Source organism: Paenibacillus sp. Leaf72 (assembly GCF_001422685.1).
In the GTDB taxonomy this organism is placed as follows: Bacteria; Bacillota; Bacilli; order Paenibacillales; family Paenibacillaceae; genus Pristimantibacillus.
In genome coordinates this window covers 1,951,182-1,972,346 of record NZ_LMLV01000001.1, presented here as the reverse complement: position 1 = coordinate 1,972,346, position 21,165 = coordinate 1,951,182, and the positions used below count along the sequence as shown (strand labels likewise).

The 21,165-nt window shown below is 49.3% G+C and carries 21 protein-coding genes; 16 read left to right on the top strand and 5 right to left on the bottom strand.

What is annotated here, in order from left to right; all coding sequences use genetic code 11:
• The first annotated feature begins 137 nt into the window (after positions 1 to 137).
• Both ASF12_RS08420 and ASF12_RS08415 read left to right on the top strand, forming a co-directional pair.
• Complete coding sequence (locus ASF12_RS08420; RefSeq protein ID WP_056032144.1) at positions 138 to 1,022, top strand: TetR/AcrR family transcriptional regulator; 885 nt, start codon at positions 138 to 140, stop codon at positions 1,020 to 1,022.
• Between the two features lie 140 nt (positions 1,023 to 1,162).
• Positions 1,163 to 2,863 (top strand): methyl-accepting chemotaxis protein, encoded by a 1,701-nt coding sequence (locus ASF12_RS08415; RefSeq protein ID WP_056032141.1) that lies wholly within the window; start codon positions 1,163 to 1,165, stop codon positions 2,861 to 2,863.
• A 104-nt stretch (positions 2,864 to 2,967) separates the two neighbouring features.
• Here the strand turns inward: ASF12_RS08415 and ASF12_RS08410 are convergent, their stop codons facing one another.
• Complete coding sequence (locus tag ASF12_RS08410; RefSeq protein ID WP_056032139.1) at positions 2,968 to 3,330, bottom strand: nuclear transport factor 2 family protein; 363 nt, start codon at positions 3,328 to 3,330, stop codon at positions 2,968 to 2,970.
• Between the two features lie 29 nt (positions 3,331 to 3,359).
• On the bottom strand, positions 3,360 to 4,154 hold the full coding sequence (locus ASF12_RS08405) for an SDR family oxidoreductase (protein WP_056032136.1): 795 nt from the start codon (positions 4,152 to 4,154) through the stop codon (positions 3,360 to 3,362).
• Between the two features lie 108 nt (positions 4,155 to 4,262).
• Between ASF12_RS08405 and ASF12_RS08400 the strand changes: the two genes are divergently transcribed.
• Entirely contained in the window at positions 4,263 to 5,138 is an 876-nt protein-coding gene (locus ASF12_RS08400) for a LysR family transcriptional regulator (RefSeq protein WP_056032133.1), read from the top strand.
• A 203-nt stretch (positions 5,139 to 5,341) separates the two neighbouring features.
• On the opposite strand, the gene ASF12_RS08395 is transcribed toward ASF12_RS08400, so the two are convergent.
• Positions 5,342 to 5,953, bottom strand: a complete 612-nt coding sequence (locus ASF12_RS08395; RefSeq protein WP_056032130.1) for a TetR/AcrR family transcriptional regulator — start codon at positions 5,951 to 5,953, stop codon at positions 5,342 to 5,344.
• A gap of 56 nt (positions 5,954 to 6,009) precedes the next feature.
• On the opposite strand from ASF12_RS08395, the gene ASF12_RS08390 reads away from it, so the two are divergent.
• Positions 6,010 to 6,822, top strand: coding sequence for an NADPH-dependent F420 reductase (locus ASF12_RS08390; protein ID WP_056032127.1), 813 nt, complete (start codon positions 6,010 to 6,012; stop codon positions 6,820 to 6,822).
• Here ASF12_RS08390 and ASF12_RS08385 read toward each other — a convergent pair.
• Positions 6,782 to 7,630: an AraC family transcriptional regulator gene (locus ASF12_RS08385; RefSeq protein WP_235533078.1), complete on the bottom strand. Its 849-nt coding sequence runs from the start codon at positions 7,628 to 7,630 to the stop codon at positions 6,782 to 6,784. The two genes, ASF12_RS08390 and ASF12_RS08385, sit on opposite strands and share 41 nt — an antisense overlap.
• Positions 7,631 to 7,877: 247 nt before the next feature.
• Here ASF12_RS08385 and ASF12_RS08380 point away from each other — a divergent pair, with 247 nt between their 5' ends.
• The 7 genes from ASF12_RS08380 (at position 7,878) to ASF12_RS08350 (ending at position 14,647) form a co-directional block, all read left to right on the top strand.
• A complete protein-coding gene (locus tag ASF12_RS08380; protein WP_056032121.1) occupies positions 7,878 to 8,327 on the top strand; it encodes an SRPBCC domain-containing protein in 450 nt (149 codons plus the stop codon).
• A gap of 238 nt (positions 8,328 to 8,565) precedes the next feature.
• Complete coding sequence (locus tag ASF12_RS08375) at positions 8,566 to 10,038, top strand: amidase family protein (RefSeq protein ID WP_056032118.1); 1,473 nt, start codon at positions 8,566 to 8,568, stop codon at positions 10,036 to 10,038.
• Between the two features lie 78 nt (positions 10,039 to 10,116).
• On the top strand, positions 10,117 to 10,791 hold the full coding sequence (locus ASF12_RS08370; protein WP_056033039.1) for a response regulator transcription factor: 675 nt from the start codon (positions 10,117 to 10,119) through the stop codon (positions 10,789 to 10,791).
• A complete protein-coding gene (locus ASF12_RS08365) occupies positions 10,788 to 12,215 on the top strand; it encodes a HAMP domain-containing sensor histidine kinase (protein WP_063892477.1) in 1,428 nt (475 codons plus the stop codon). Before ASF12_RS08370 ends, ASF12_RS08365 begins: the two co-directional genes overlap by 4 nt.
• A gap of 59 nt (positions 12,216 to 12,274) precedes the next feature.
• Positions 12,275 to 13,189, top strand: coding sequence for an ABC transporter ATP-binding protein (locus ASF12_RS08360; protein ID WP_056032115.1), 915 nt, complete (start codon positions 12,275 to 12,277; stop codon positions 13,187 to 13,189).
• Positions 13,189 to 13,908 (top strand): ABC transporter permease, encoded by a 720-nt coding sequence (locus ASF12_RS08355; protein WP_327204910.1) that lies wholly within the window; start codon positions 13,189 to 13,191, stop codon positions 13,906 to 13,908. The genes ASF12_RS08360 and ASF12_RS08355 overlap by 1 nt, the downstream gene beginning before the upstream one ends.
• Before the next feature lies 1 nt (position 13,909).
• Positions 13,910 to 14,647 (top strand): ABC transporter permease, encoded by a 738-nt coding sequence (locus ASF12_RS08350; protein WP_056032112.1) that lies wholly within the window; start codon positions 13,910 to 13,912, stop codon positions 14,645 to 14,647.
• Positions 14,648 to 14,676: 29 nt separating this feature from the next.
• On the opposite strand, the gene ASF12_RS08345 is transcribed toward ASF12_RS08350, so the two are convergent.
• Positions 14,677 to 16,035: an MFS transporter gene (locus ASF12_RS08345; protein WP_056032107.1), complete on the bottom strand. Its 1,359-nt coding sequence runs from the start codon at positions 16,033 to 16,035 to the stop codon at positions 14,677 to 14,679.
• A 173-nt stretch (positions 16,036 to 16,208) separates the two neighbouring features.
• On the opposite strand from ASF12_RS08345, the gene ASF12_RS08340 reads away from it, so the two are divergent.
• The 5 genes from ASF12_RS08340 to nikD all read left to right on the top strand — a co-directional run bounded on the left by ASF12_RS08340 (position 16,209) and on the right by nikD (position 21,162).
• The gene (locus ASF12_RS08340; RefSeq protein WP_056032105.1) at positions 16,209 to 16,679 is read left to right on the top strand and encodes a CcdC family protein; all 471 of its coding nucleotides are present in this window, start codon (positions 16,209 to 16,211) and stop codon (positions 16,677 to 16,679) included.
• A gap of 179 nt (positions 16,680 to 16,858) precedes the next feature.
• Entirely contained in the window at positions 16,859 to 18,499 is a 1,641-nt protein-coding gene (gene nikA, locus ASF12_RS08335) for a nickel ABC transporter substrate-binding protein (protein WP_056032097.1), read from the top strand.
• A gap of 39 nt (positions 18,500 to 18,538) precedes the next feature.
• Complete coding sequence (gene nikB / locus ASF12_RS08330; RefSeq protein WP_056032094.1) at positions 18,539 to 19,483, top strand: nickel ABC transporter permease subunit NikB; 945 nt, start codon at positions 18,539 to 18,541, stop codon at positions 19,481 to 19,483.
• Positions 19,483 to 20,313, top strand: a complete 831-nt coding sequence (nikC, locus tag ASF12_RS08325; RefSeq protein ID WP_442952520.1) for a nickel ABC transporter permease subunit NikC — start codon at positions 19,483 to 19,485, stop codon at positions 20,311 to 20,313. The genes nikB and nikC overlap by 1 nt, the downstream gene beginning before the upstream one ends.
• A 15-nt stretch (positions 20,314 to 20,328) precedes the next feature.
• A complete protein-coding gene (nikD, locus tag ASF12_RS08320) occupies positions 20,329 to 21,162 on the top strand; it encodes a nickel import ATP-binding protein NikD (RefSeq protein ID WP_056032089.1) in 834 nt (277 codons plus the stop codon).
• The last annotated feature ends 3 nt before the right edge of the window (positions 21,163 to 21,165 follow it).

Sequence of the window (21,165 nt, the reverse complement as noted above, 5' to 3'; positions counted from 1 at the left end):
ACAAGCGGCAGCGCACCTCCTTTACCAGTAAAGTAAAACTTATGAGTTCAATATAAAACTAAATAGTTTCGGTGTCAACTCCAGACGTTGACCTCGCCCTTTCCTCATGTCAAGATAGGGGGGAGGAGGGCATCTAAATGGAGGAATTACGAAAAGGAAAAATTTTAGACGCTGCTTTGGCGCTTTTTCGGGAGAAGGGCTACAGCGCTGCATCCATGCAGGATATTGCTGAAGCTTGCGGCATGGCGAAAGCGAGCATATATAAGTTTTTTGCTTCCAAGGAAGATTTATTCACCGAGGTGTTTACCGTTTGCTACCGTTCTTTGCTGGAGCAGGAAGCGGAGCTTGACAGTGTGCAGTCGCAGCAGGGGCTTGCGCCAAAGGAGAAGTTTCGCCGGAAAATTGAATTCCAGCTGTATTATACGATGGAGAACCATTTGTTCATGCTCGACTTTAAAGAGCTGCCGATAACGGCGAATGATAAATTTTTGACAGCATGGCAAAATAAAAAAGCGGCTATGCTATCGTGGCATCGGGAGCTGCTGACAGAAGCGTACGGCGAGCAAATCGACGCTATCATATGGGATGTCGTTACCATTTTTCGAGGCATGCTGCTGCAATATTTGTCCTATGCCATTCAGAAGGTCATAGCCGTGCCGATGGCAGAGCTGGCCGCTTTTCTGGTGGACCGGATGGACGCCATCGTAAGCGATATGACGGACAAGCAGCCGAAGCCGATTATTGATGGCGCGAACGTCTATTTTAACCATTTGAACCCGAGCGATGAGCCGGTACGGCGGGAAACGGCTGTGCAGTTTCTTCAAGCACTGGCGGGGAAAATAGACGAGCTGCCTAAGCCAGAGGCTGTTCGCGCAGAACTGCGGGAAGTCGTTTCGCTCCTTGGGCAGGAGGCTCGGGCAGAGCAGCGAAATCCGACACTTGTACGCGTGCTTATAGCCTATTTGGACAACGTTTCCGAGCTGAGGGCTGATGTAAGACAGCTGAATCTTATGCTGTTCTAGCAGCTTGCCCTTGTGACTATTGGGCAATGGTATCTTACCTGTCTAAGAAAGGAATATTATCCCGAAAATTGTCGAACGCATATTCACTCCCATGATAAAAATGTCGATATATTTAAGACACACATCAGAGGAGTGAAGTTATGAGGTTCAGCATTCGCTTTAAATTGCTAACGGGTTTTATTTCGGTAGCGTTACTGCTTGTTGCAACAGGGTTAATCGCGATGTTTGCCATGAACGGAATGGGCGACAAAGCAAAGGAAATGAATGATAGGTGGATGCCAAGCGTATCCCTTCTTGGAATTATGAACGGGGAAGTGTCTGACATTGAGCGGCTTGCCCTGAACATCATTGTCGAGACGGATACAGATGAAGTCAACAAGTTGAACAGTGCTTTGAACGATCTTATCGACAAGATTAAAACCGAACGCGAGCAATATGCAACGATGGTTCAAACTGAAGAAGAGAAGGCGCTGTTCGATGAATTCGGCAAAAGCTTGGATCTTTATTTGACCAAAATGCCAGAGTTTATCGCATATGGCAAGGAAAATAACTTTGAAAGGGCGAGCGAGCTGCATACGACAGCTTACCCGCTCTGGTATACGGCTAATGACAATATTACCAAATTGATCAATCTGGGAATAGAAGGATCGAAAAACGCTGCAGACGAGTCAGTTGATCTGGCTGTGACTAGCACGAATACCATTATAGCCGTAGTCATCTTCGCTGTACTGCTAGCGATTGCTATTGCTATCTTGATTTCGCAGATGGTATCTAGGTCTGTACAGAAAGTAAGCAGAGCGGCGGAGCAAATTGCCCAAGGCGACCTGACCGGCGAGACGATCGTCATTAAAAACCGCGATGAAATCGGCGATTTGGCTAAATCCTTTAATGCAATGACCCACAGTTTGCGTGAGGTCATTAATTCGGTCTCCATGACCTCCTCGCTCGTTGCCGCTTCCTCCGAGGAGCTGATGGCAAGCGCTGAGCAGAACAGCAAGGCTTCGGAGCAAATTTCCGAGACGGTCGAGGAACTGGCTGTCGGAACAAGCGAGCAGGTTGATATGGTGAAGCGCTCCTCTCAAGCGATCGACGAAATGTCGATAGGTGTCGAGCAGATCGCGCTGCGTGCGCAAAGCGTATCTACATCGGCACTCGATGCGGCGGCTCAATCATCAGAAGGCAACCGGACGATTCAGCAGGCCGTCGTACAAATGGATTCCATTCAGCGTTCGATTTCTTCGCTTGCTGACTTGGTCACTGAACTTGGCGAGCGTTCGCATGAGATTGGCAAAATTACCGATGTGATTACCGCCATTGCAACGCAAACTAATCTGCTTGCTCTGAATGCGGCGATTGAAGCGGCAAGGGCAGGCGATCACGGTCGCGGTTTTGCGGTCGTAGCAGATGAGGTCCGCAAGCTGGCAGAGCAATCGTCCGCTTCGGCCATGCAAATTACCGGATTGGTCAGCGTTATTCAGAAGGACACGATTAATGCAGTCCAAGCTGTAACGATGAACAAACAAGAGGTATCGCAAGGTATCGCAGTTGTGACGAATGCTGGAGAAGCCTTCGAACAAATTTTGGATGCCGTTAACAAGGTAGCTGGCGAAATCCAAGAGGTTTCGGCTAGTGCCGAGCAAATGGCGGCAAGCACGGATGAGGTTGTCGGCTTCGTGAAGCAAATTTCGCATATTGCGGAGGAAGCTTCGGGCGGCGCGCATAATGTATCCGCAGCGACACAGGAGCAGCTTGCTTCGATGGAGGAAATTGCATCCTCGGCGGCATCATTGTCCAGCATGGCTGAGGAGCTTCAGGATAAAATCAGCAGATTCAAAGTATAAGCGAATGCCGGCTTTCAAGCTTCATTTGTAATAAAAGCAAAGAGACAGCTCCCGGTAGCACAGGGGCTGTCTCTTTGCTTTTAAACTTTGTACGATTGATTTCTCTAATCTTTTTTGTGATCGTTTAGAAAAATGGATAAACTCGCAATTTTAACATCTGCAATACGGAAATGGTAATCGAGCAATAATGGGTCGGGTAACCCTGTTTTGTCGTAAGTTCCTTCCAACTTGCATGTTACAACAATCTCATCCTTATTCTCTTGTATTGATCTAGGCTCTAACGTTACATTTGCTCCAAAATGGTATTGATCGGCCCATTTTTTAATCTCCTTTTTGCCAATCCGCTTTTTTCCTTCATCAAAAACAACGGCATCTTCTGAAAAACAATTTATAAATGCTTCTGGATCGGGCTTATTCGATGCATCCATATATTCACGAATTACAGTTGGAATTTGAAGGATTTCCATAGTATCTCCCCCTTAGTTTGTTTGAGTAATTAAATGGTAGGAATGGTTCCGCCATCAATGACATATTCGCTTCCTGTAATGGATGCTGCACGATCAGAAACCAAAAATGCAACCAGCTCAGCAACCTCTTCAGGAAACCCAGGGCGGCCAATTGGAATGCCTCCAAGCGAATCCATAAGCTGCTGGAGCGCACTTTCTCTGCTTCCTGTTGCAGTTGCCATCCTCTCAATTAACGCATCTGCTGCCTCAGTCTGAATAAAACCAGGAGACAATGAATTAATACGAATACCACGGGGAGAAAATTCATTAGACAGCCCCTTGCTGTAATTAGCGAGAGCAGCTTTAGCTGCTGCATAAGCTAATGTAGTCTCGTAAAGAGGCAATTTTCTTTGGATGGAGGTGAAATGCAGAATAACGCCTGATTTGTTTTCCAACATGAGTGGAATTAAACCGCGATCAAGCCTTACTGCGGCCAGAAGATTCCAATTTAATGCCTGCAGCCAATCGTCATCGCTAAGGACAAGTGCGCCTCCTGGTGGAGTAGAGGATCCGCCTACACAATGGACAATAATATCAATACTACCAAGCTGTTCTTTCACTGCTGCAATCACTTGCTCTACTCCTTCAGGCGAAGCAATATCGGCTTGAACAAATTTGACCGAAGCGGGCATGTCAGCAGATACGGAACGGGCTGTTGTCAAGACAGTGGCTCCACTGCTTGCTAGCCTCTTCACAACAGCTTGCCCCATTCCTTTTGTACCGCCAGTTACAAGCACCTTCTTGCCTTTAAATTCTGTTGCCGAGTACTCAAATGTGCTATCCATATCTATTCCTCCTTATAATGAATAATAGTACACTTGACTCTTCCATAACGTCCAATCTATTATAATAATGAAATTGATGAATAATATTAATATAAAGAAGGTCACATAATGGAGCTTACACAATTAGAGTACTTTATGACGGTAGCACGCTTAGAACACATGACGATGGCTTCAAAGACACTCGGTATTACCCAGCCAGCGCTAAGTCATGCGATTGCAAAGCTTGAGAACGAAATCGGGGCTCCCTTGTTTGAGCGTAATGGGCGAAACGTGAAGCTGAACCGCAATGGCGCCATGTTCTCCAAATGGATCGGCAAAGCCTTGCAGAACATTGAAAGCGGCGTAAAAGAAATCGAAGAATGGTCTAGCCCGGAGACGGGCGTTATTACTTTATCCTATCTCAATATCCTTGGTGTTGACTTAATCCCCCATTTAGTCCGAAGCTATCAATTAGACTATCCCAAGGTTCGATTTGAATTGACACAAGGGAATCTTGGAGATATAGATGAGCATTTGGAACAAGGACATTCGGATCTTATGATTACATCGAAGGAATCTACTTTAGACAATCATAAATGGATGATGATCCAGAAGGTCCCATTGTATATTGTTGTAGCCTCTCAGCATCATTTAGCGAATCGTTCAGCTTTGAGTTTGGCAGAGCTTTCGGGCGAGCCATTCATCGGTTTGAAAAACAATTGCGGCTTAAAAGCGACGATAATGTCGCGTTTCCAACATACTGGTTTTGTACTTGATTCGGCGTATGAAGCCGAGGACTTAATCACAGTAGCCGGCTTTGTTAAGTCAAATCTCGGTGTATCTGTCTTGCCTAAGACGATGGGATTAATGTTAAACGAACTTGTTTGGATTCCGATTACGGATGATGGCTGGTATTGGGAAATAGGCTTAAAGTGGAGGGAGGATCGTCATATTTCTCCGGCTGCCAAGCGGTTTATTGCATTTGTTGAAAATGAGCAGCGGTAGGCTGATTTACGCGCTTGTATGAAAAATTCACTCTAGGATAAAGCGCCTTTAAGTTGGAAATACGGCTATTGTAAAATAATCGTACAACTTGGAGGTGTTTTATCCTTGTTTCATGAACGGGGGCAATTTCAGATGATGCATCACTTTCGGGGTGTTTTTATGACATAGCCAGTTGGAGAGGGGGATTCCCTGAAGCATATCGGTCATTGAAGGCCTTTTACAAGCACTTCCACCGATTTCTCTTCCGTTTTCACGATATCGTAGGCAGAGTCGGATTGGCACCAGGTGATCAAAGCTCCCGTGATATAGGTGTATAAAAAATTTGCGATTTCTTCCCGGGACAATTCGCCAGTGAACAGCGATTGGGACAGCCCCTCATCCACAATTTCATACAGCAGCTCTGGCTTCAAACAGTCCGCCAAATAAGAGGAGCTGTCCGGCGATGTGGAGGACAAATTGACGATATGCGCCAGCTTTGTCAATTCTGCTCCTGCGACCGACGAAAAGCTTAATGCGATGACAACAAAAGCTTTAAGCTTGTCTATCGGGGCAGCTGCAGGATGTTCGTTCGCATACTGCTGGAATTGCTCATTTATATATTCGCTAATATCATCGCGGTATAATTGTTTGACGATAGCCTCTTTCGACTTGTAATGAATGTAAAAAGCACCTTTGGAAAGGCCGCATTTCGCGCAGATTTCGTCTACTGTAACCTGATTGTAGCCTTTGGCTAAAATGAGCTCTTTGGCAACAGAAAATATTTTCTTTTTTGTTTGTTTCCCCTTGAGGTACCGCTTCGTTTCCACCGTTTTCATGTCTTCCCTCCTCCGTAGGTTCAGTGGTCAACTTCTCTTTCTTCCAATGAACTTCTATAACGAAATGGGGGCATGAGGTTGCCATCGCCAACTCTGGCAATGCTCAAGCTCTGCAAAGTTTAGCGCAAGAGACAGGGGCGAAGCTGGCAACCATTCAGGACGTTGCCGAAGGTGCTGAGGTCGTGATTATCTCCATCCCGATAAAACGGATTTCGAGCCTGCCATCCGGATTTCTGGACAAGGCCACTCCAAACGTAGTCGTTATCGATACGAACAACTATTATCCATTTATGCATCACGATGGCGTAATTGATGAGATCGAAAAAGGCCTTCCCGAAAGCCGTTGGGTGGAGCAGCAAATTAAACGCCCGGTCATTAAGGCGTTTAATGCGACCCCATGGTATAACTTGACTTGGGGTGTGCCGGCGGGAACCCCGGGCCGTCTGGCCCTGCCTGTCGCCGGAGACGACTCCGCAGCCAAATCCATTGTTTTCCAACTGGTTGATCAGGTAGGGTTCGACCCTGTCGATGCCGGCAGTTTGGATGAGTCTTGGCGTCTGCAGCCGGGCAAGCCGGCCTATTGCGTCGACCTTGATGCGACTGGGATGCAACAGGCGCTCGCTGCAGCGAGCCCGGAACGCAGTCCGGAATTAACAAGGTCTCACGTTAGCAATGAAGTGATTCAAGCAGCACACGAGCAGCAAAGCGCGTTTTACGAGAAATATTTTAAAGCCTGCTTACTGCTCGCGGAAGCGAACGATTGGACGGAAGCAAAAGCGACCAAGGCGCTGCATGTGCGATTTGAGAAAGGCGATAAGTCTCCAGATGTTATTTTAAACTTCGTGCTGGAACAGCAACGACTTGATTGATGCCATGGTCGACACTGGCGTATTGTTCTGGAGTGACGCCGACAACAGCTTTAAAATCTTTAATAAAATGTGATTGATCGTGGTAACCAAGCTCTAGCGATAGCTGCGTCCAGTCATGGCTTGGGCTGCGTTCCAGCGTTTCAGCGGCATTTTGCAGCCGGTACAGCTGAATAACCCATTTTGGCGTAACGCCAACATATTGATCGAATAGACGCTGCAGCGTTCTTTTGTTAATATGAAAAGCCTCGCATAGCTGGTCGACCTTCGTAACGTCTCGCTGAGCTATAATCCAATCGACCATTTGATTAATGAGCGTGACCGATTCATCCTGGGCAGGCAGCTTCGGTTTAATGAAGCGCTCGGCGAGCTCGACCATAGCGGCTTCTTCTTCCTGTGCCAGCAGCAGCTTCTCCATCGCTGGCCCATCGATATCGAAAATATCATGAATGCCTAGCGGATGGTCTGCTAGAGAGGACACCGGCTGTTGCATAAAAGGATAGAAGCCGCCAGGGCGGAATTTTGCGCCGAAGACGCAGCCTTTGCCTTCTACAAGATAACTATACTTCTGCTTGGCCGCACCGAAAATGCCGCTTCTTCCCTGCTGAACGATAAGGTTCACGCATGGATTAGGCACAACCTCCTGCAAATATTGTTTTTGCTCAGTCAAGTCCCAGCTGACGATCCAGAAATGCTTGACGAAAAAAGCAATATCCTCGGAAGGCGCATAACGCGTAAGTTGAAAATTTTTCTCCCCCTCCTGCAAATGGAGAAGGCCCATGCTCGGTCTTTGCATGTTTGCGCTCATCATAAATTCCTCCGCAATTTATTGTTATAGTCGTTGTCGCGTTTTTACAATACATGCTGCTGCTTGCACCTTATAATAATTTTATCACAGCTAAGCTTACTAGCAAGATAAGGTGAAACGGCTTTCGCCGACCTCTCTCGGCGCGGCGCGTTTCATTCCGAGAAATATAGAGAGAGGATGGAAAAATCATATCCTTTCCTATATTTTAAGTATAAGGTCAGCCCATTCACGATTGCGGAGGAGTGTAGGTATGGATTTGAGATATGATTTTTATGTGAATGCCGAACCGGAGGACGTTTGGAATGCGTTCATGAAGCCGGAAAACACGCGCAAAATCTTTTTTGGCAGCACGCTGCATTCGACGTTTGAGCCAGGTGCCCATTATGAATACATTGGGCCAAATGAGAAGGGCGAAGAGGTTGTGCATGTTTACGGAACGGTACTGGAATATAAGCCAAATGAGCTATTCAGCTGTACGGAGCACCCGGGGCCCTCATATCGTGAAAATCATGCGGAGCTCGAGACACGGCTTACGCTGTCACTTGAGAAGGTCGGCGGCTGCACCAAGCTGACGCTGGTGAATGATAAGTGGCCAGCTGACCACCCGTCATATGAAAATACGAAGACAAGCTGGTGGATGATTCTCAGTAATATTAAGACATTGGCGGAGACGGGCAAGACGCTTGATTTCGGCTGGTAAGCGCACATATATAATGGGATAAAGAGTTAGAGCAATAGAGGCGTTTTTTGCAAAAAGCAAGGATGTATCCGCATTCAGCGGAAAAATAAAGAACCAGAGCCATAGGCGGCTTTGGTTCTTTGTTGCGATTTAAAGTAAGAATAACGAATCAGTTTAGTTTGGCTAAACTTCTTTACAATCCCTAAGAACAAGGTAATATGGAAGCCATATACATACAAACGATCAAGGGGTTGGATTTATGTGGATTAAGTTTGAGGAATGGGTTGTGGAAGCTGATATAGCCTCTATGCACAAAGCGATGGAGGAGGGCGTACTTAGCTCTGAAAAACTGACGCTAATATATTTAGAAAGAATCGAACGTTATAACCCGATCATCAATGCGGTACTTGAACTAAATCCAGAGGCCATAGCCATCGCGAAGCAGTTGGATAAGGAACGCGAGGAGCGTGGGAGCAGGGGACTGCTGCATGGAATCCCTATTTTGTTAAAGGATAATATAGATACGCATGACGCCATGCATACAAGCGCAGGCTCCATAGCATTAGCGGATTCCATTGCCGAAGCGGATTCGTTCGTAGCTGCCCGCTTGCGTGAAGCGGGTGCGGTACTGCTTGGTAAAACAAATATGACCGAATGGGCAGGGTGCATGTCGGGTCAAATATGGGCGGGATACAGCTCTAGAGGCGGTCTCACGCTCAACCCATATGGCCCAGGGGAATTGTTCATTGGTGGCTCCAGTTCTGGTTCAGCGGCAGCTACCGCAATTAATTTAGCAGCGGCAGCTATTGGAACGGAGACGACAGGCTCGATCATTAGCCCTGCCAGCCAAAATGGCCTTGTCGGACTGAAGCCAACTATTGGTCTCGTTAGCCGCGCTGGCATTATCCCCATCTCTCATTCACAAGATACAGCGGGTCCTTTGACGAGAACCGTTGCTGATGCAGCACTGCTGTTGGGGGCAATGACGGGTGCGGACGGACAGCAAGAGACGAGCTTTATAAATGACTATCTCCCTTTTCTGGACGCTTCCTATTTAAAAAAAGCGAGAATCGGCATTCCCAGATTTTATTACCAGGGCTTAGATACTGATCGGCTTGAGATAGTAGAGGCTGCAATTGTCATTCTAAGAGAGGCGGGAGTAACGATTGTTGATCCTGTAGAGCTGCCATGTGAACAGGAACAGTGGGATGGCAATGTCATCCGCTACGAATTGAAGCAGGGCTTGAATGATTATTTGGGCAAGCTTGCTGCGCATGTCCCTGTTCATTCCTTGCAGGAGGTCATTGCTTTTAATGCGGCAAACGCTGAGCAAGCGTTAAAATATGGCCAAGATACTCTCATTTCTTCGGAAGAGACGAGCGGGACCTTAACGGAGCCGGCTTATTTGGAAAGCCTAGCGAGGAATAAAGAAATGGCGGGTAAGCTAGGAATCGACCATGCACTTGCAGAGCATCAACTGGACGCGCTGCTGTTCCTTGGCAACGAGGGGGGTGACGATCTCGCTGCAAGAGCGGGTTATCCGGTTATTACCGTACCTGGCGGATACGCGGAGAAGGGGGTTGTCGCAAGCGGCGGATATGTAACCAATGGACCGCAAGGCATCACTTTTGTGGGGGCCGCCTTCAGCGAGTCAACCCTAATAAAGCTGGCTTATGGCTTTGAACAATTAACGAAGCATCGCTTTGCTCCTGTATTGAAGGAAGAAAAATAGAGTTTGAGGCTGCTGCGTATTATTTTCAAAGTATTGCAGCTTGATAACCTTTGCTGTAGCTGGGGAGGGGAAAGCGCGTTGAGTGTAAAGCTTTTATATATTGAGGATGACAAGGAAATTGGGCAGTTCGTTTATGCGCATTTGCAGGAGCGGGGCTACGAGGTGCAGTGGCTGCTGAGCGGCGAACGGGCGCTGGAGGAGGCGGCGGGCTGCTCACTGGCGATTTTGGATGTGATGCTGCCGGGACTAGATGGTTTTACGATTGGGCAGCGGTTGAAAAAGGCAGAGCCGAGCATGCCGATTCTAATGCTATCGGCGCGGACGGCAATTGATGATAAGCTGCAAGGCCTGCAGTTTGCTGATGATTATTTGACGAAGCCGTTTCATCCTGATGAGCTGACGGCAAGGGTCGAGGTACTGCTGCGCCGCTTTGCGAGCGTTGCGGCTGAGCCGCTGGCGGTTAAGCATTGGCTTGTTTTTGAACAGGAGAACCGCATTGAAAATCGGGAAACGGGCGAGGAAATCCTTTTGACAGGCAAGCAGTTTCAAATCTTCTCTTACCTGCTGCGCCATTTGGGGCAGATTATGACGAAGGAGCAAATTTATGAGGGTGTATGGGGCGAGGCTTATCTGGAAGGGGACAAGACGCTGATGGTACATATTCGCTATTTGCGCGAGAAGCTGGAGAAGGACCCGGCTCATCCCGAAATTATTGAGACGGTGCGGGGTATCGGCTACCGGGTGAAGCCGTGAAGCGGAATAAGAAGGAGCGGCGGACACTCATAGGCGGCCGTTTGTTTCAATCGCTGCAATCCAGATATCTGCTCATTATTCTATCAGCGTTTCTGTTCGTGCCGATCGTGTTTCCAGTGGCGACGGTTTTCTATTATTATCTGGGAGTTGCGGTTCAGCAACAGGACATGCAGGAGCTTAAATACGGCAAGAGCAGCGAGATTGAGCTAATGTTCCATCAGCAGGCGGCCGTGCTGTCCGGCGCATCCAGCCAGCATATCAATGAAACGCTGCGAAAGCTGCGGGAGAGCTATCCCGATGCTTCCTTCTTTTGGGTCGATGGAGAGGGGAAGACGAAGCTGGAGCTTGGCGGGCAGGACAGATTGCCGGTGACGTGGTCGAATGAAGATGCCATCCAGTTTATGAAAGAAAATACCGGATCAGACACGTTTACGGTTGTTGCCTTTATTGGCGATAAGCCGCTTGGCCAAGGCTTTATGGCGATGCAATTGCCGCGTTCGCTTGTGCAAAGCAATACGCCGCTCATATCTGGAGCCCCGTTTTATATTCTTTTTCTCATCCTGGTGTTCCTGTTCTTCGTGGCTTTATCGCTGTTGTTCTTCCGCCATATTCGTAGGCGTCTGCTGCGCTTGCAGGCGGCTATGACGAGGCGGGGAGCAGAGGGTCTTCCGCTGCCGGTGGAGGTGAATAAGCAGGATGAGATTGGACAGCTCGAAATCGCTTTTAACGAAATGATTTTGCAGCTTAGAGCGGGCAGGCAGAGGGAACGCGAAGAGGAGGAGCTGCGCAAGGAGCTGATTGCGAATTTATCGCATGATCTGCGTACGCCGATGACGGTGATGGGCGGTCAGCTGTATACGCTGCATAAGGAGCCGCTTAGTCAGGCGGGACGCGAAACCGTAAAGCAGTTGGAGAATAAAATCGATACGGTCAGCAGCCTGATCGAAAATCTGCTTTCGTATACGCTGATGACCAGCGGACGGTATCCGCTTGAGCTGGCACCGCAGGATGTGCTGCGGCTTGTCAGGGAAAGCGCAGCCTCTTGGTATCCGCTTTGGGAGCGCGAAGGGCTGGCGGCGGATATTGAACTGCCCGAGCAGGCGCTTGTCTGGCGTGTGGACAAGGACGGCTTCCGTCGCATTTTGGACAATCTGTTCCAAAATGTTATGCGTCATGCCGCTGACGGCGGCTACATTGGCGTTGCCATCGTGCAGCATAGCGAGCATTCGGCTCTCGTCATTTCGGATCGGGGACCCGGCACCCAGTCGGCCTCGAAGGAGAAAGGGGCAGGCATCGGCCTTGCGATCGTTCATTATTTGGTCCGCGAGATGGGGCTGGCCTGGCATATTGACAGCACAGCTAAAGGCACACGCATTCTAATCTATCCGGAAGCGGCGGCGGGTTATTTTTTAAACAAAATTTAAACAAAGAGGCTCCTTGGTTTTAACCTTGATGCGTTATTCTAGCTTTCGAGGTGATAGACATGAACGAATGGGTCATAGAAACGAAAGGGCTCAGCAAAAAATATAAAGGGCGTTATGCTGTAGCCGGACTGAATTTGCGCATTGAAAAAGGGGATATTTACGGCTTTCTTGGGCCGAATGGGGCAGGGAAAACGACGACCATCCGCATGCTGCTCGGGCTGATTAAGCCATCGGGCGGCAGTGTGCATATTTTCGGCAAGGAGTTGCAAAAGGAACGGCTGAACATCCTTCGCAAAGTCGGCTCGCTGGTGGAATACCCGTCCTATTACGGACATCTTACCGCAGTCGACAATTTGGAGGCCATTCGCCGAATTATCGACGTCCCACGGGCGAGAATTGCCGAGGTGCTGGACATCGTTGGCCTTGCGAAGGAGGCACGGCGGTCCGTAAAGGGGTATTCGCTGGGCATGAAGCAGCGGCTTGGCATCGCCAGCGCATTGCTGGGCAATCCAGAGCTGCTGATTTTGGATGAGCCCACGAATGGCCTCGATCCTTCCGGCATTTTGGAAATTCGCGAGCTGATTAAGCGCATGCCGCGGCAGCATGGCATTACGGTGCTCATCTCCAGCCATTTGCTGAGCGAGGTCGAACAGATGGCGGGAACGGTAGGCATCGTTAGGCAAGGGGAGCTTGTTTTTCAAGATACGATTCAAAATTTGCAGCAGAAGGCGCAGAGCACAATCGAGCTGCGGGTATCCGATCCGCAAGCGGCGCTGCTCACCTTGTATGAGCAGGGTTTGGACGCTGTCAGAGAAGGCTCGCTTATTAGACTGGAAGGAATAAGCGATGCCGCTGCGGCACAGATGGTGAACCAATTAGTAGCGCGCAAGCATGACGTATATCGTATCGAAGAAAAAAGAAAATCGCTAGAGGATCTTTTCCTGCAAATTGTTGGGGAAGGGGGACAGAAGTGATGGGCATGCTTTTCAAGGCACTATCTGCCGATTTTTTGAAAATACGCCGCAAAGGGCTGTGGGCGCTCGTTATATTTGCTCCTTTTGGCGTTGTATTGCTGCAAGCCGTCAATTTTGGGCTCCGTTATGACTATTTAGTGAAGCAGTATGCCGAAGATTTATGGGGCGGGCTGCTGCATAACATCTTCATGTTTGTGCCGATCTCGCTGTTTCTCGGCTGCGTGCTTGTCAGCTCGCTGCTGGCAAATGTGGAGCATGGCACAGGCTCATGGAAGCAGCTGCTGGCGCTGCCTATATCAAGGCTGACGGTGTTTTCTGCAAAATTTGCGCTGAGCGCGATTTTGCTGGCCTGCTCCTGCCTGCTGCTTGCCGTATTCTCTGTCGCTTTAGGTGTGCTGCTTGGCTTTGGCTGGCACTTTCCGCTGACGGAGGTGCTGCGGCTAAGTTTCTATCCTTATGCAGGTGCGCTGCCCATGCTTGCCTGCATGCTATGGCTCTGCATGACCTTTCGCAATCAGGGCTTCTCCATTAGCGCCGGGATCGTTACCGCGATGGCTTCCATGTATCTTCCGGCTAAATATACGTGGCTGCCGCTGAATTGGCCGCTGCTTGCCTTCAGAGGCGAACAGGGAGAGCTTTATATCGGCGCGGGAATATTGACCGGGCTAGTTATTTTTTTGCTGGGTTCTGTGCATTTTGGCCGAAGGGATGTGGTCTAGAATGGCTGCATTCATGAGGCTGCTGGCATCCGAGCGGCTTAAGCTGTCCCGCTCCTTCATTTGGCTGCTAGTCCCTATTAGTCCGCTGCTCTCGTTTTTATTAGGCATTGTCTCTAATCCAATAGAAGGCACGCCTGCCGAGCAATATGAAGGCTTGTATTCATCCATGGCGTTGTTTCATGCGGTGCTGCTTTTGCCGATTTTGACTGGCGTCTTTGCGGCTTTCGTTTGCCGCTATGAGCATGCTGGGGGAGGCTGGAAGCAGCTGCTGGCGATGCCAATATCGCGTAAATCGCTTTATTTCGCCAAATTCTGGCTCGTTTCCGAGCTGCTCATCGGTGTGCAGCTGCTTTTCTTGGCAGCGGTGCTCATTACAGGTGCTGCCCGCGGACTCCATGAAATTCCTTGGAATTTTATGCTGCTGGGCTTGCTGGGAGGCTGGCTCGCTTGCTTGCCTTTAGCAGCGCTTCAGCTCTGGGCATCCACCAGCTGGAGCAGCTTTGCAGCGCCGCTGACGATTAACGTCATGCTGACGCTGCCGAATATATTAGTCATCAACTCAGCAGAATATGGCCCCTTTTATCCTTGGGCGCAGCCGACGATTGCGATGCTGGCGCTGGGCTCCGAAAATTACGGTGCCTTCACTATGCCTGTGATGAACTTGTTTATGACGATTATAGGCAGCTTGCTTCTATTTATTATCGGCGGCCTAGTCTATTTCCGAGCTAAAGAAATATAATAACAGGAAACAGCCCATGCAGCTCAGCCTTACGGTTCGAGCTGCTGCTGCGTTTTCTGCTTGTTCTGTATGTTCTGCTTGTTCAACAGTGGCCTGACTACATACCAGAAATAAATGGCGCTGATGAGCATAACGATGGCCGTGATGAGAAAAGGGAGCTGGACATTTTTCTGCTCCAGCATCAGCCCTGCAGCATAGGCTGCCGCCGCGCCGCCTATGCTGCGAAACAGAGAGCGCAGCCCCGCAAAGCTGTTGCGGTCCTCGTCCGGCAGCGACGACATCGTGTTGCTGTCGATGAGCGTATTGAGGAAGGCGAACAGCCCGCCCCGCAGCAGCAGCGCGCTAGCGAATAAGCCTACCGAGCTGGTGACAGACAGTACGGCTGCGCATACGATCGTCAGTGCGAACAACAGCATATACGTTTTGACCTCGCCGAGCCGGGATAACACGGAAGGCACCAGCAAAGTGCCGATGAACAAGACGAAATAATTAGCTGCGAGCAGTGATGATACGGCTTCATTTTCCCAATTGAGCTGGTACTTAACGATGACGTTCAGGAAGGGCATGGTCAAAGCGCCAGCAATGCCGGATATGAAAATAAATCCTGCTAGCAGCCAGACCTGCTTCGTTGGCAGTAGACGAGTAAGCGAATGGGCAAATTTGCGCGAAGCGGATGCTTTCCCAACTGCTGCCCGATGCTCGCTGCCAGCTCCAGCTTTCCGATCCTTCGCTGTATCCTGTGGCCCAATCCCCCGCTGCTGTGCTTCCTGCGTTGTCTTCTTCACAGCAGCTTGGCGATCAGAAGGCAGCTTCCATCCGCGAATGATCGCGAGCAGCAGCATGAACATAGACGCCAGCCACAGCTGCGGCTCATAATGGTCTGCTGGCGTGCCGAGCCAGCGGGGCAAATACCCGCCAAGCAGCGTGCCTCCGATGTTGAAAAACATAAACACAGCGAGAAACAGGCTGTAAGCCTGCGTCTCGGCTTCCCGGGAACGATTATATTGAAACAACAGCTGGGTTTCCGTCGCAACAATAAATACGATGCCGCAGGACAGCATGGCCTGAGCGCCATAATATAGAAGCAAGTGGTCGCTCACTGCAAACAGCGCAAAGCTGCCGGACATCATGCAGATGCCGCTCACCATAATTCGCTTTCGTCCCAGACGTCCTGCCAGCATGCTGGCGGGAATGCCGACGGCTCCTCCAATTAAGGTGCTGACCGATGTCAGGTGGCCAATCGCCTCTTCATTCACACCTTTTGATAGAAAATATAAATTAAGCACAAGGCTCGACAGCCCCATGGTCATTCCGAAGCATATTTCGCTAAAAATCAGCCATTTTGCAGCGGGCGCAAGCTGCTTGATGGCCTTGCCGTATCCAAACATGACAATCTCCAATCTGATGTTGAACAGTGCTTTCGTTAACCGACTCTACTGCTTCCCATGTGAAATTTTAATATTCATGAAGTATAACATGAGCGTTTAGGAGCGTATAGAAGTCCAGCTGATGAACGATTATAATTAAAACTATCTATTCCTTCAAAGAAAGCGGTGTGAGCATGAACGGCTCTGTGTACGTATTCATTATTTTAATCGCGGGATTGATTTTATGGAGGAGGACGCGCAGCTTTTATCGTCCGATTCGCGGCAGCGGCATACGTTTGCTGCTTCCCCTTCTTTTCATGCTGCCGGGCTTCATGATTTTCCTCAATCCTCACATCCATGCGCCGCTGCTTGAATGGCTCCTCGCTATTGTGATCGGCTTAGCGCTGTCGATACCGCTCATCTGGACGACTAATTATGAGGTGCGCGAGGATCAGCAAATTTATGCGAAAAAGAATCGAGGCTTCATCGTCGCTTTTCTAGCGATTTTGGGCATTCGCCTGCTGCTGCGAAATTATGTGTCGATGCTCGATCCGGAAACGTTCGCCGCCTTGTTCATGGTGATCGCCTTTTCCTATATCATTCCTTGGCGCGTCATGTCTTATCTGAAGTTCAGAAAGCTTGCTAGAGAACGGCTCGCGGCGTAGCTTTTCCATGCACGCACAAAAACAAGCAGTAAATAACAAGTTAGGCAATTGGACCTTGTATGAGGCCCGATTGCCTTTTTTCACATGATTTAAGGACGAAGCTCATTGACAGCCTATAAGCTTTTCACTATTATTAATGAGAATCATTATTACTGAACCGAAACGGAGACAACGACAACATGATTAGAACGACCAAGAAAACGCTCCTATCTATCGCAGCTACGATTTTCCTCGTATCAACCGTGCTTATGGCATGTACGAAGCAGGAAGCGGCGCCAAGCGCTAGCAGTGGAACTACTGAAAACGCAGCAGTCGTATCGGAAAAGGCCATTACGTTATCTTGGCCGCGTGATATTGGAACGATGAACCCACACACATATAATCCTTCGCAGCTATTTGCCCAATCGATGATTTATGAGCCGTTGGTCAGCTATAAAGCAGGGGGCAAGCTTGAGCCGATGCTGGCTGAATCATGGACGATTTCGGAGGATGGCAAGGAATATACCTTCAAGCTTCGTCAAAATGTGAAGTTTTCCGACGGAACGGCTTTTAATGCCGCGATCGTGAAGAAAAATTTTGATGCGGTTATGAAAAACCCGAGCTTGCACAGCTGGCTTGGCGTTATCAACGTTCTCGACAAGACGGAGGTCGTTGACGAATACACCTTTAAAATGACGCTGAAGCAGGCCTATTATCCGGCTATTCAGGATCTTTCGCTCGTTCGCCCGGTTCGTTTCTTGGGTGAAGCCGGTTTCCCGGATGATGGAGACACTTCTAAAGGAATTAAAGAGCCGGTTGGAACAGGCCCGTGGATGCTGGCTGAATACAAGAAGGACGAATATGCCGTATTTACGCGCAATCCGAATTATTGGGGCGAAAGTCCAAAAATCGATAAAATCACCGTCAAAATCATTCCTGACGCGGAAACCCGCGTATTGGCTTTTGAAAAAGGCGAGCTCGATTTGATTTATGGAGAAGGTGTCATCAGCATGGATGCCTTTAATAATTTGAAAGAATCCGGCAAGTATGCAACCCAATTGTCCGAGCCGGTCGGAACAAGAAGTCTTCTGCTGAATACAACGAATGACAAGCTTTCCGATTTGCGGGTGCGTCTGGCTCTTCAGGCTGGCTTTAACAAGCAGGCGATGGTTGAAGGCATTACGCTCGGCCTTGAGGAAAAGGCGGATACGATTTTGTCCAAAAACTTCCCGTATACGAATATCGACGTACAACCTGTCGAATACAATACGGATAAAGCGGCTGCTTACTTGGATGAAGCAGGCTGGAAGCTGCCTTCCGGCAAAGCCGTTCGCGAGAAGGATGGACAGGCATTAGAGCTGGAATTGATTTTCGATAAGACAGATCCGATTCAAAAAGCGATGGCTGAAACGATGCAAGCCGAATGGAGTGCGATCGGCGTGAAGCTGAACATAACGGGGCTTGAGCTCACGACGCAAATTCAGCGCCGGAAAGCGGGCGAATTTGACCTTGATTTCTGGTACAACTATGGCGCGCCGTATGATCCGCATTCCTTCATTAACGTTGTAGCTGAGAAAGGCTGGGGCGTAGCCGAAGCCAACTCCGGCTTGCCAATGAAGCAGGAGCTGGATCAGCAAATCCATGAAGCGCTTGCCTCGACGGATGAAACGAAGCGCCAGCAGCTGTATAGCTCTATCTTGCTGACGCTGCAGGAGCAATCGGCGATTGTGCCAATCTCCTATATTAAGAAAACGGTAGTGCTTCAAAACAAGGTGACGGACTTTGCGTTCCCTGCGAATCGGGACGAAAATCCATTTGAAGGAATAAACATTAGCCAGTAATAAGCAGCCAGTAGCAAGCAGCCAGCAGGGAGGCAATCCATGATTAGCTATATCGGGAGGCGATTGCTCGCAATCGTCCCTATCATTCTTTTTGCCATTCTTATTACGTTCGTACTCATTCAGGTATCGCCTGTCGACCCGGCAGAAGCTTATTTAACGGCTGCCCACATTCATCCGACGGAGGAGCTGCTCGCTGAGAAGAGACATGAATTTGGCTTGGATCAGCCGCTGCTCGTCCAATATGGGCGCACGGTCGTCAAGATGGCGCAGCTTGATTTTGGAAAATCGTATATGACGAATGAACCGGTATGGGAGGACGTCGTATCGAAAATGCCCGCGACGGTGCAGCTCGCCGTCAGCAGCATATTGTTTGCGATGCTCGTCAGCATCCCGCTCGGCTTTTTGTCGGCCATTTATAAGAACAGCCCGATTGATCATTTCAGCAGAGGGCTCTCGTATTTCGGGGCGTCCATTCCGCAGTTTTGGCTCGGTTATTTATTGATGTTCTTTTTCGCCGTCAAGCTGGATTTGCTTCCTGTAGAAGGCAAGGGCTCGTGGGAAAATCTCGTGCTTCCGACGCTGACCCTGTCACTCGCTCTTATCGCTATCTATACCCGGCTGCTGCGTGCGAGTGTGCTGGAGCAGCTGCAGGAGTCGTATGTGCTGTATGCGAAGACGCGAGGAATTAAGCAGCGGATTATTATGGTCAAGCATGTGCTGAAAATCGCGATTTCACCCGTCATTACAGGCCTGGGCATGAACTTTGGCAAATTGCTGACCGGGACGATTATCGTGGAGCAGGTATTTTCGTGGCCGGGGTTCGGCCGATATTTTGTCGATGCGATATTCAATCGGGATATTCCGGTCATTCAGTGTTATGTGTTCCTCGCGGCTTGCTTGTTCATTATCTGCAACTTAATCGTTGATTTGGTACAGCTTTATATGGATCCCCGAATTTCCCTGAAAGGAAGAACCGACCAGTGATTGCGAGACTACGCACCGTCCTGAGGGGCCAGAAAGCGATTGCCATATGCACGGCCATTTTACTCGTTTTTGCTATTGTGACCCTTTTAGCTCCATGGATTTCGCCACATGACCCTATCAAAGTCAATTTGGCGCTTAAGCTGCAGACGCCTTCGGCGGAGCATTGGCTCGGTACCGACCATTTAGGGCGCGACACTTTATCGCGCTTGCTCTATGGCGCCCGTATTTCACTTGGTCTGGCTTTCTTGATTTTTATTGCCTCTCTGGGGATCGGCTTAGTTATTGGAACCATTGCAGGGTATAGAGGGGGCTGGCTGGATGCCTGCCTGATGCGTTTTTGCGAAGCGGTCATGACGATTCCGAATCTCGTGCTCGTTTTGGGCATGGTCGGCATTTTTGGACCGGGGCTGATGCAGGTTGTGCTCGCGTTGATGCTGGTACAATGGGTGTATTACGCCCGCATGTTCCGCGGCATGGTTATCAGCCTGAAAGAACGCCAGTTTATTACCGCCGCTCGAATCAGCGGCTCCTCCGAGTGGAAAATTATTAGACGGCATATTATTCCGAATGTGCTGCCGCCTATTTTGGTCATGGGAACGCTTGAAATGGGCTGGGCGATTATGGATATTTCGGCGCTATCGTTTCTAGGCCTCGGCATTCAGCCGCCGACTCCGGAGTGGGGGGCGATGATTCATGAAGGCAAAGCCTTTATTCGCAGCCATCCGGAATTGATGTTATATCCGGGCTTGATGATTTTGTTCGTGGTCATTACGTTCAACATATTAGGTGAAGCGTTGTCGGAGCGATTTGGGGTAAAACGACGGATGTGAATAGGAATGAGGCCCATGTTGGAAAAATCTCGCAAGGTGCTGCAAGTAAGCGGCCTGCATGTGAAAGTAAAGTCGGAGCAAGGGATGCTTTCCCTGATCGAGGATATTCATTTTGATATTGAGCACGGCCGTGTGCTTGGCCTTGTGGGCGAGAGCGGCAGCGGCAAGTCGGTTACCTGCAATTCCCTGCTGCAGCTTCTGGACCCGAAGCATACGACTGTCGAAGGCAGCATTCAATTGAATGGCCGCGAGCTGAATGGTCTGAAGGCGGAGGACATGCGGCAAATACGGGGCAAAGAAATTTCTTTCATTATGCAAAATCCAATGAATGCTTTTACGCCGGTATATTCGATTGGCGTTCCTTTCATTGAAACGATTCGTACACATACCGCCCTTACGAAAAAACAAGCTGTCGAGTTGGCCGTCACCGCGATGGAGGCGATGAACTTGCCCGATCCCGCCAAGCTGTTGAAATTGTATCCTTTCCAGCTCAGCGGTGGCATGCTGCAAAGGGTCATGATTGCGATATGCATGTGTCTGCGTCCCGCTGTCGTCATTGCCGATGAACCGACTACAGCGCTGGATGTTGTGAACCAATTGCAGGTGCTGAGAGAGCTGGATCGCCTTCGAGTGGAGCATGGCACGTCAATTTTGCTCATTTCCCATGACTTAGGGGTCATCTCTGAATTGGCCGATGAGGTTGCTGTGATGCAGCAGGGACGAATCGTAGAAAAGGCAGATGTGTTTCAATTGTTTGATCATCCGCAGCATCCGTATACGAAAAAGCTGCTGAATGCCAGACCGAAGCTGCCTGACCATCTGAGCGGATATTTTGAAAACAGGGGGTAGCGT

Excerpts from the sequence above, each read along its gene's own strand:
- ASF12_RS08345 (WP_056032107.1), bottom strand. The coding sequence starts at position 16,035 with ATGTTTGGATACGGCAAGGCCATCAAGCAGCTTGCGCCCGCTGCAAAA.
- ASF12_RS08380 (WP_056032121.1), top strand. The coding sequence starts at position 7,878 with ATGGATTTGAGATATGATTTTTATGTGAATGCCGAACCGGAGGACGTT.
- ASF12_RS08340 (WP_056032105.1), top strand. The coding sequence starts at position 16,209 with ATGAACGGCTCTGTGTACGTATTCATTATTTTAATCGCGGGATTGATT.
- ASF12_RS08410 (WP_056032139.1), bottom strand. The coding sequence starts at position 3,330 with ATGGAAATCCTTCAAATTCCAACTGTAATTCGTGAATATATGGATGCA.
- nikB (WP_056032094.1), top strand. The coding sequence starts at position 18,539 with ATGATTAGCTATATCGGGAGGCGATTGCTCGCAATCGTCCCTATCATT.
- ASF12_RS08420 (WP_056032144.1), top strand. The coding sequence starts at position 138 with ATGGAGGAATTACGAAAAGGAAAAATTTTAGACGCTGCTTTGGCGCTT.
- ASF12_RS08360 (WP_056032115.1), top strand. The coding sequence starts at position 12,275 with ATGAACGAATGGGTCATAGAAACGAAAGGGCTCAGCAAAAAATATAAA.
- ASF12_RS08400 (WP_056032133.1), top strand. The coding sequence starts at position 4,263 with ATGGAGCTTACACAATTAGAGTACTTTATGACGGTAGCACGCTTAGAA.
- nikD (WP_056032089.1), top strand. The coding sequence starts at position 20,329 with ATGTTGGAAAAATCTCGCAAGGTGCTGCAAGTAAGCGGCCTGCATGTG.
- ASF12_RS08415 (WP_056032141.1), top strand. The coding sequence starts at position 1,163 with ATGAGGTTCAGCATTCGCTTTAAATTGCTAACGGGTTTTATTTCGGTA.
- ASF12_RS08395 (WP_056032130.1), bottom strand. The coding sequence starts at position 5,953 with ATGAAAACGGTGGAAACGAAGCGGTACCTCAAGGGGAAACAAACAAAA.
- ASF12_RS08355 (WP_327204910.1), top strand. The coding sequence starts at position 13,189 with ATGGGCATGCTTTTCAAGGCACTATCTGCCGATTTTTTGAAAATACGC.
- nikA (WP_056032097.1), top strand. The coding sequence starts at position 16,859 with ATGATTAGAACGACCAAGAAAACGCTCCTATCTATCGCAGCTACGATT.
- ASF12_RS08385 (WP_235533078.1), bottom strand. The coding sequence starts at position 7,630 with ATGATGAGCGCAAACATGCAAAGACCGAGCATGGGCCTTCTCCATTTG.
- ASF12_RS08405 (WP_056032136.1), bottom strand. The coding sequence starts at position 4,154 with ATGGATAGCACATTTGAGTACTCGGCAACAGAATTTAAAGGCAAGAAG.
- ASF12_RS08350 (WP_056032112.1), top strand. The coding sequence starts at position 13,910 with ATGGCTGCATTCATGAGGCTGCTGGCATCCGAGCGGCTTAAGCTGTCC.
- ASF12_RS08375 (WP_056032118.1), top strand. The coding sequence starts at position 8,566 with ATGTGGATTAAGTTTGAGGAATGGGTTGTGGAAGCTGATATAGCCTCT.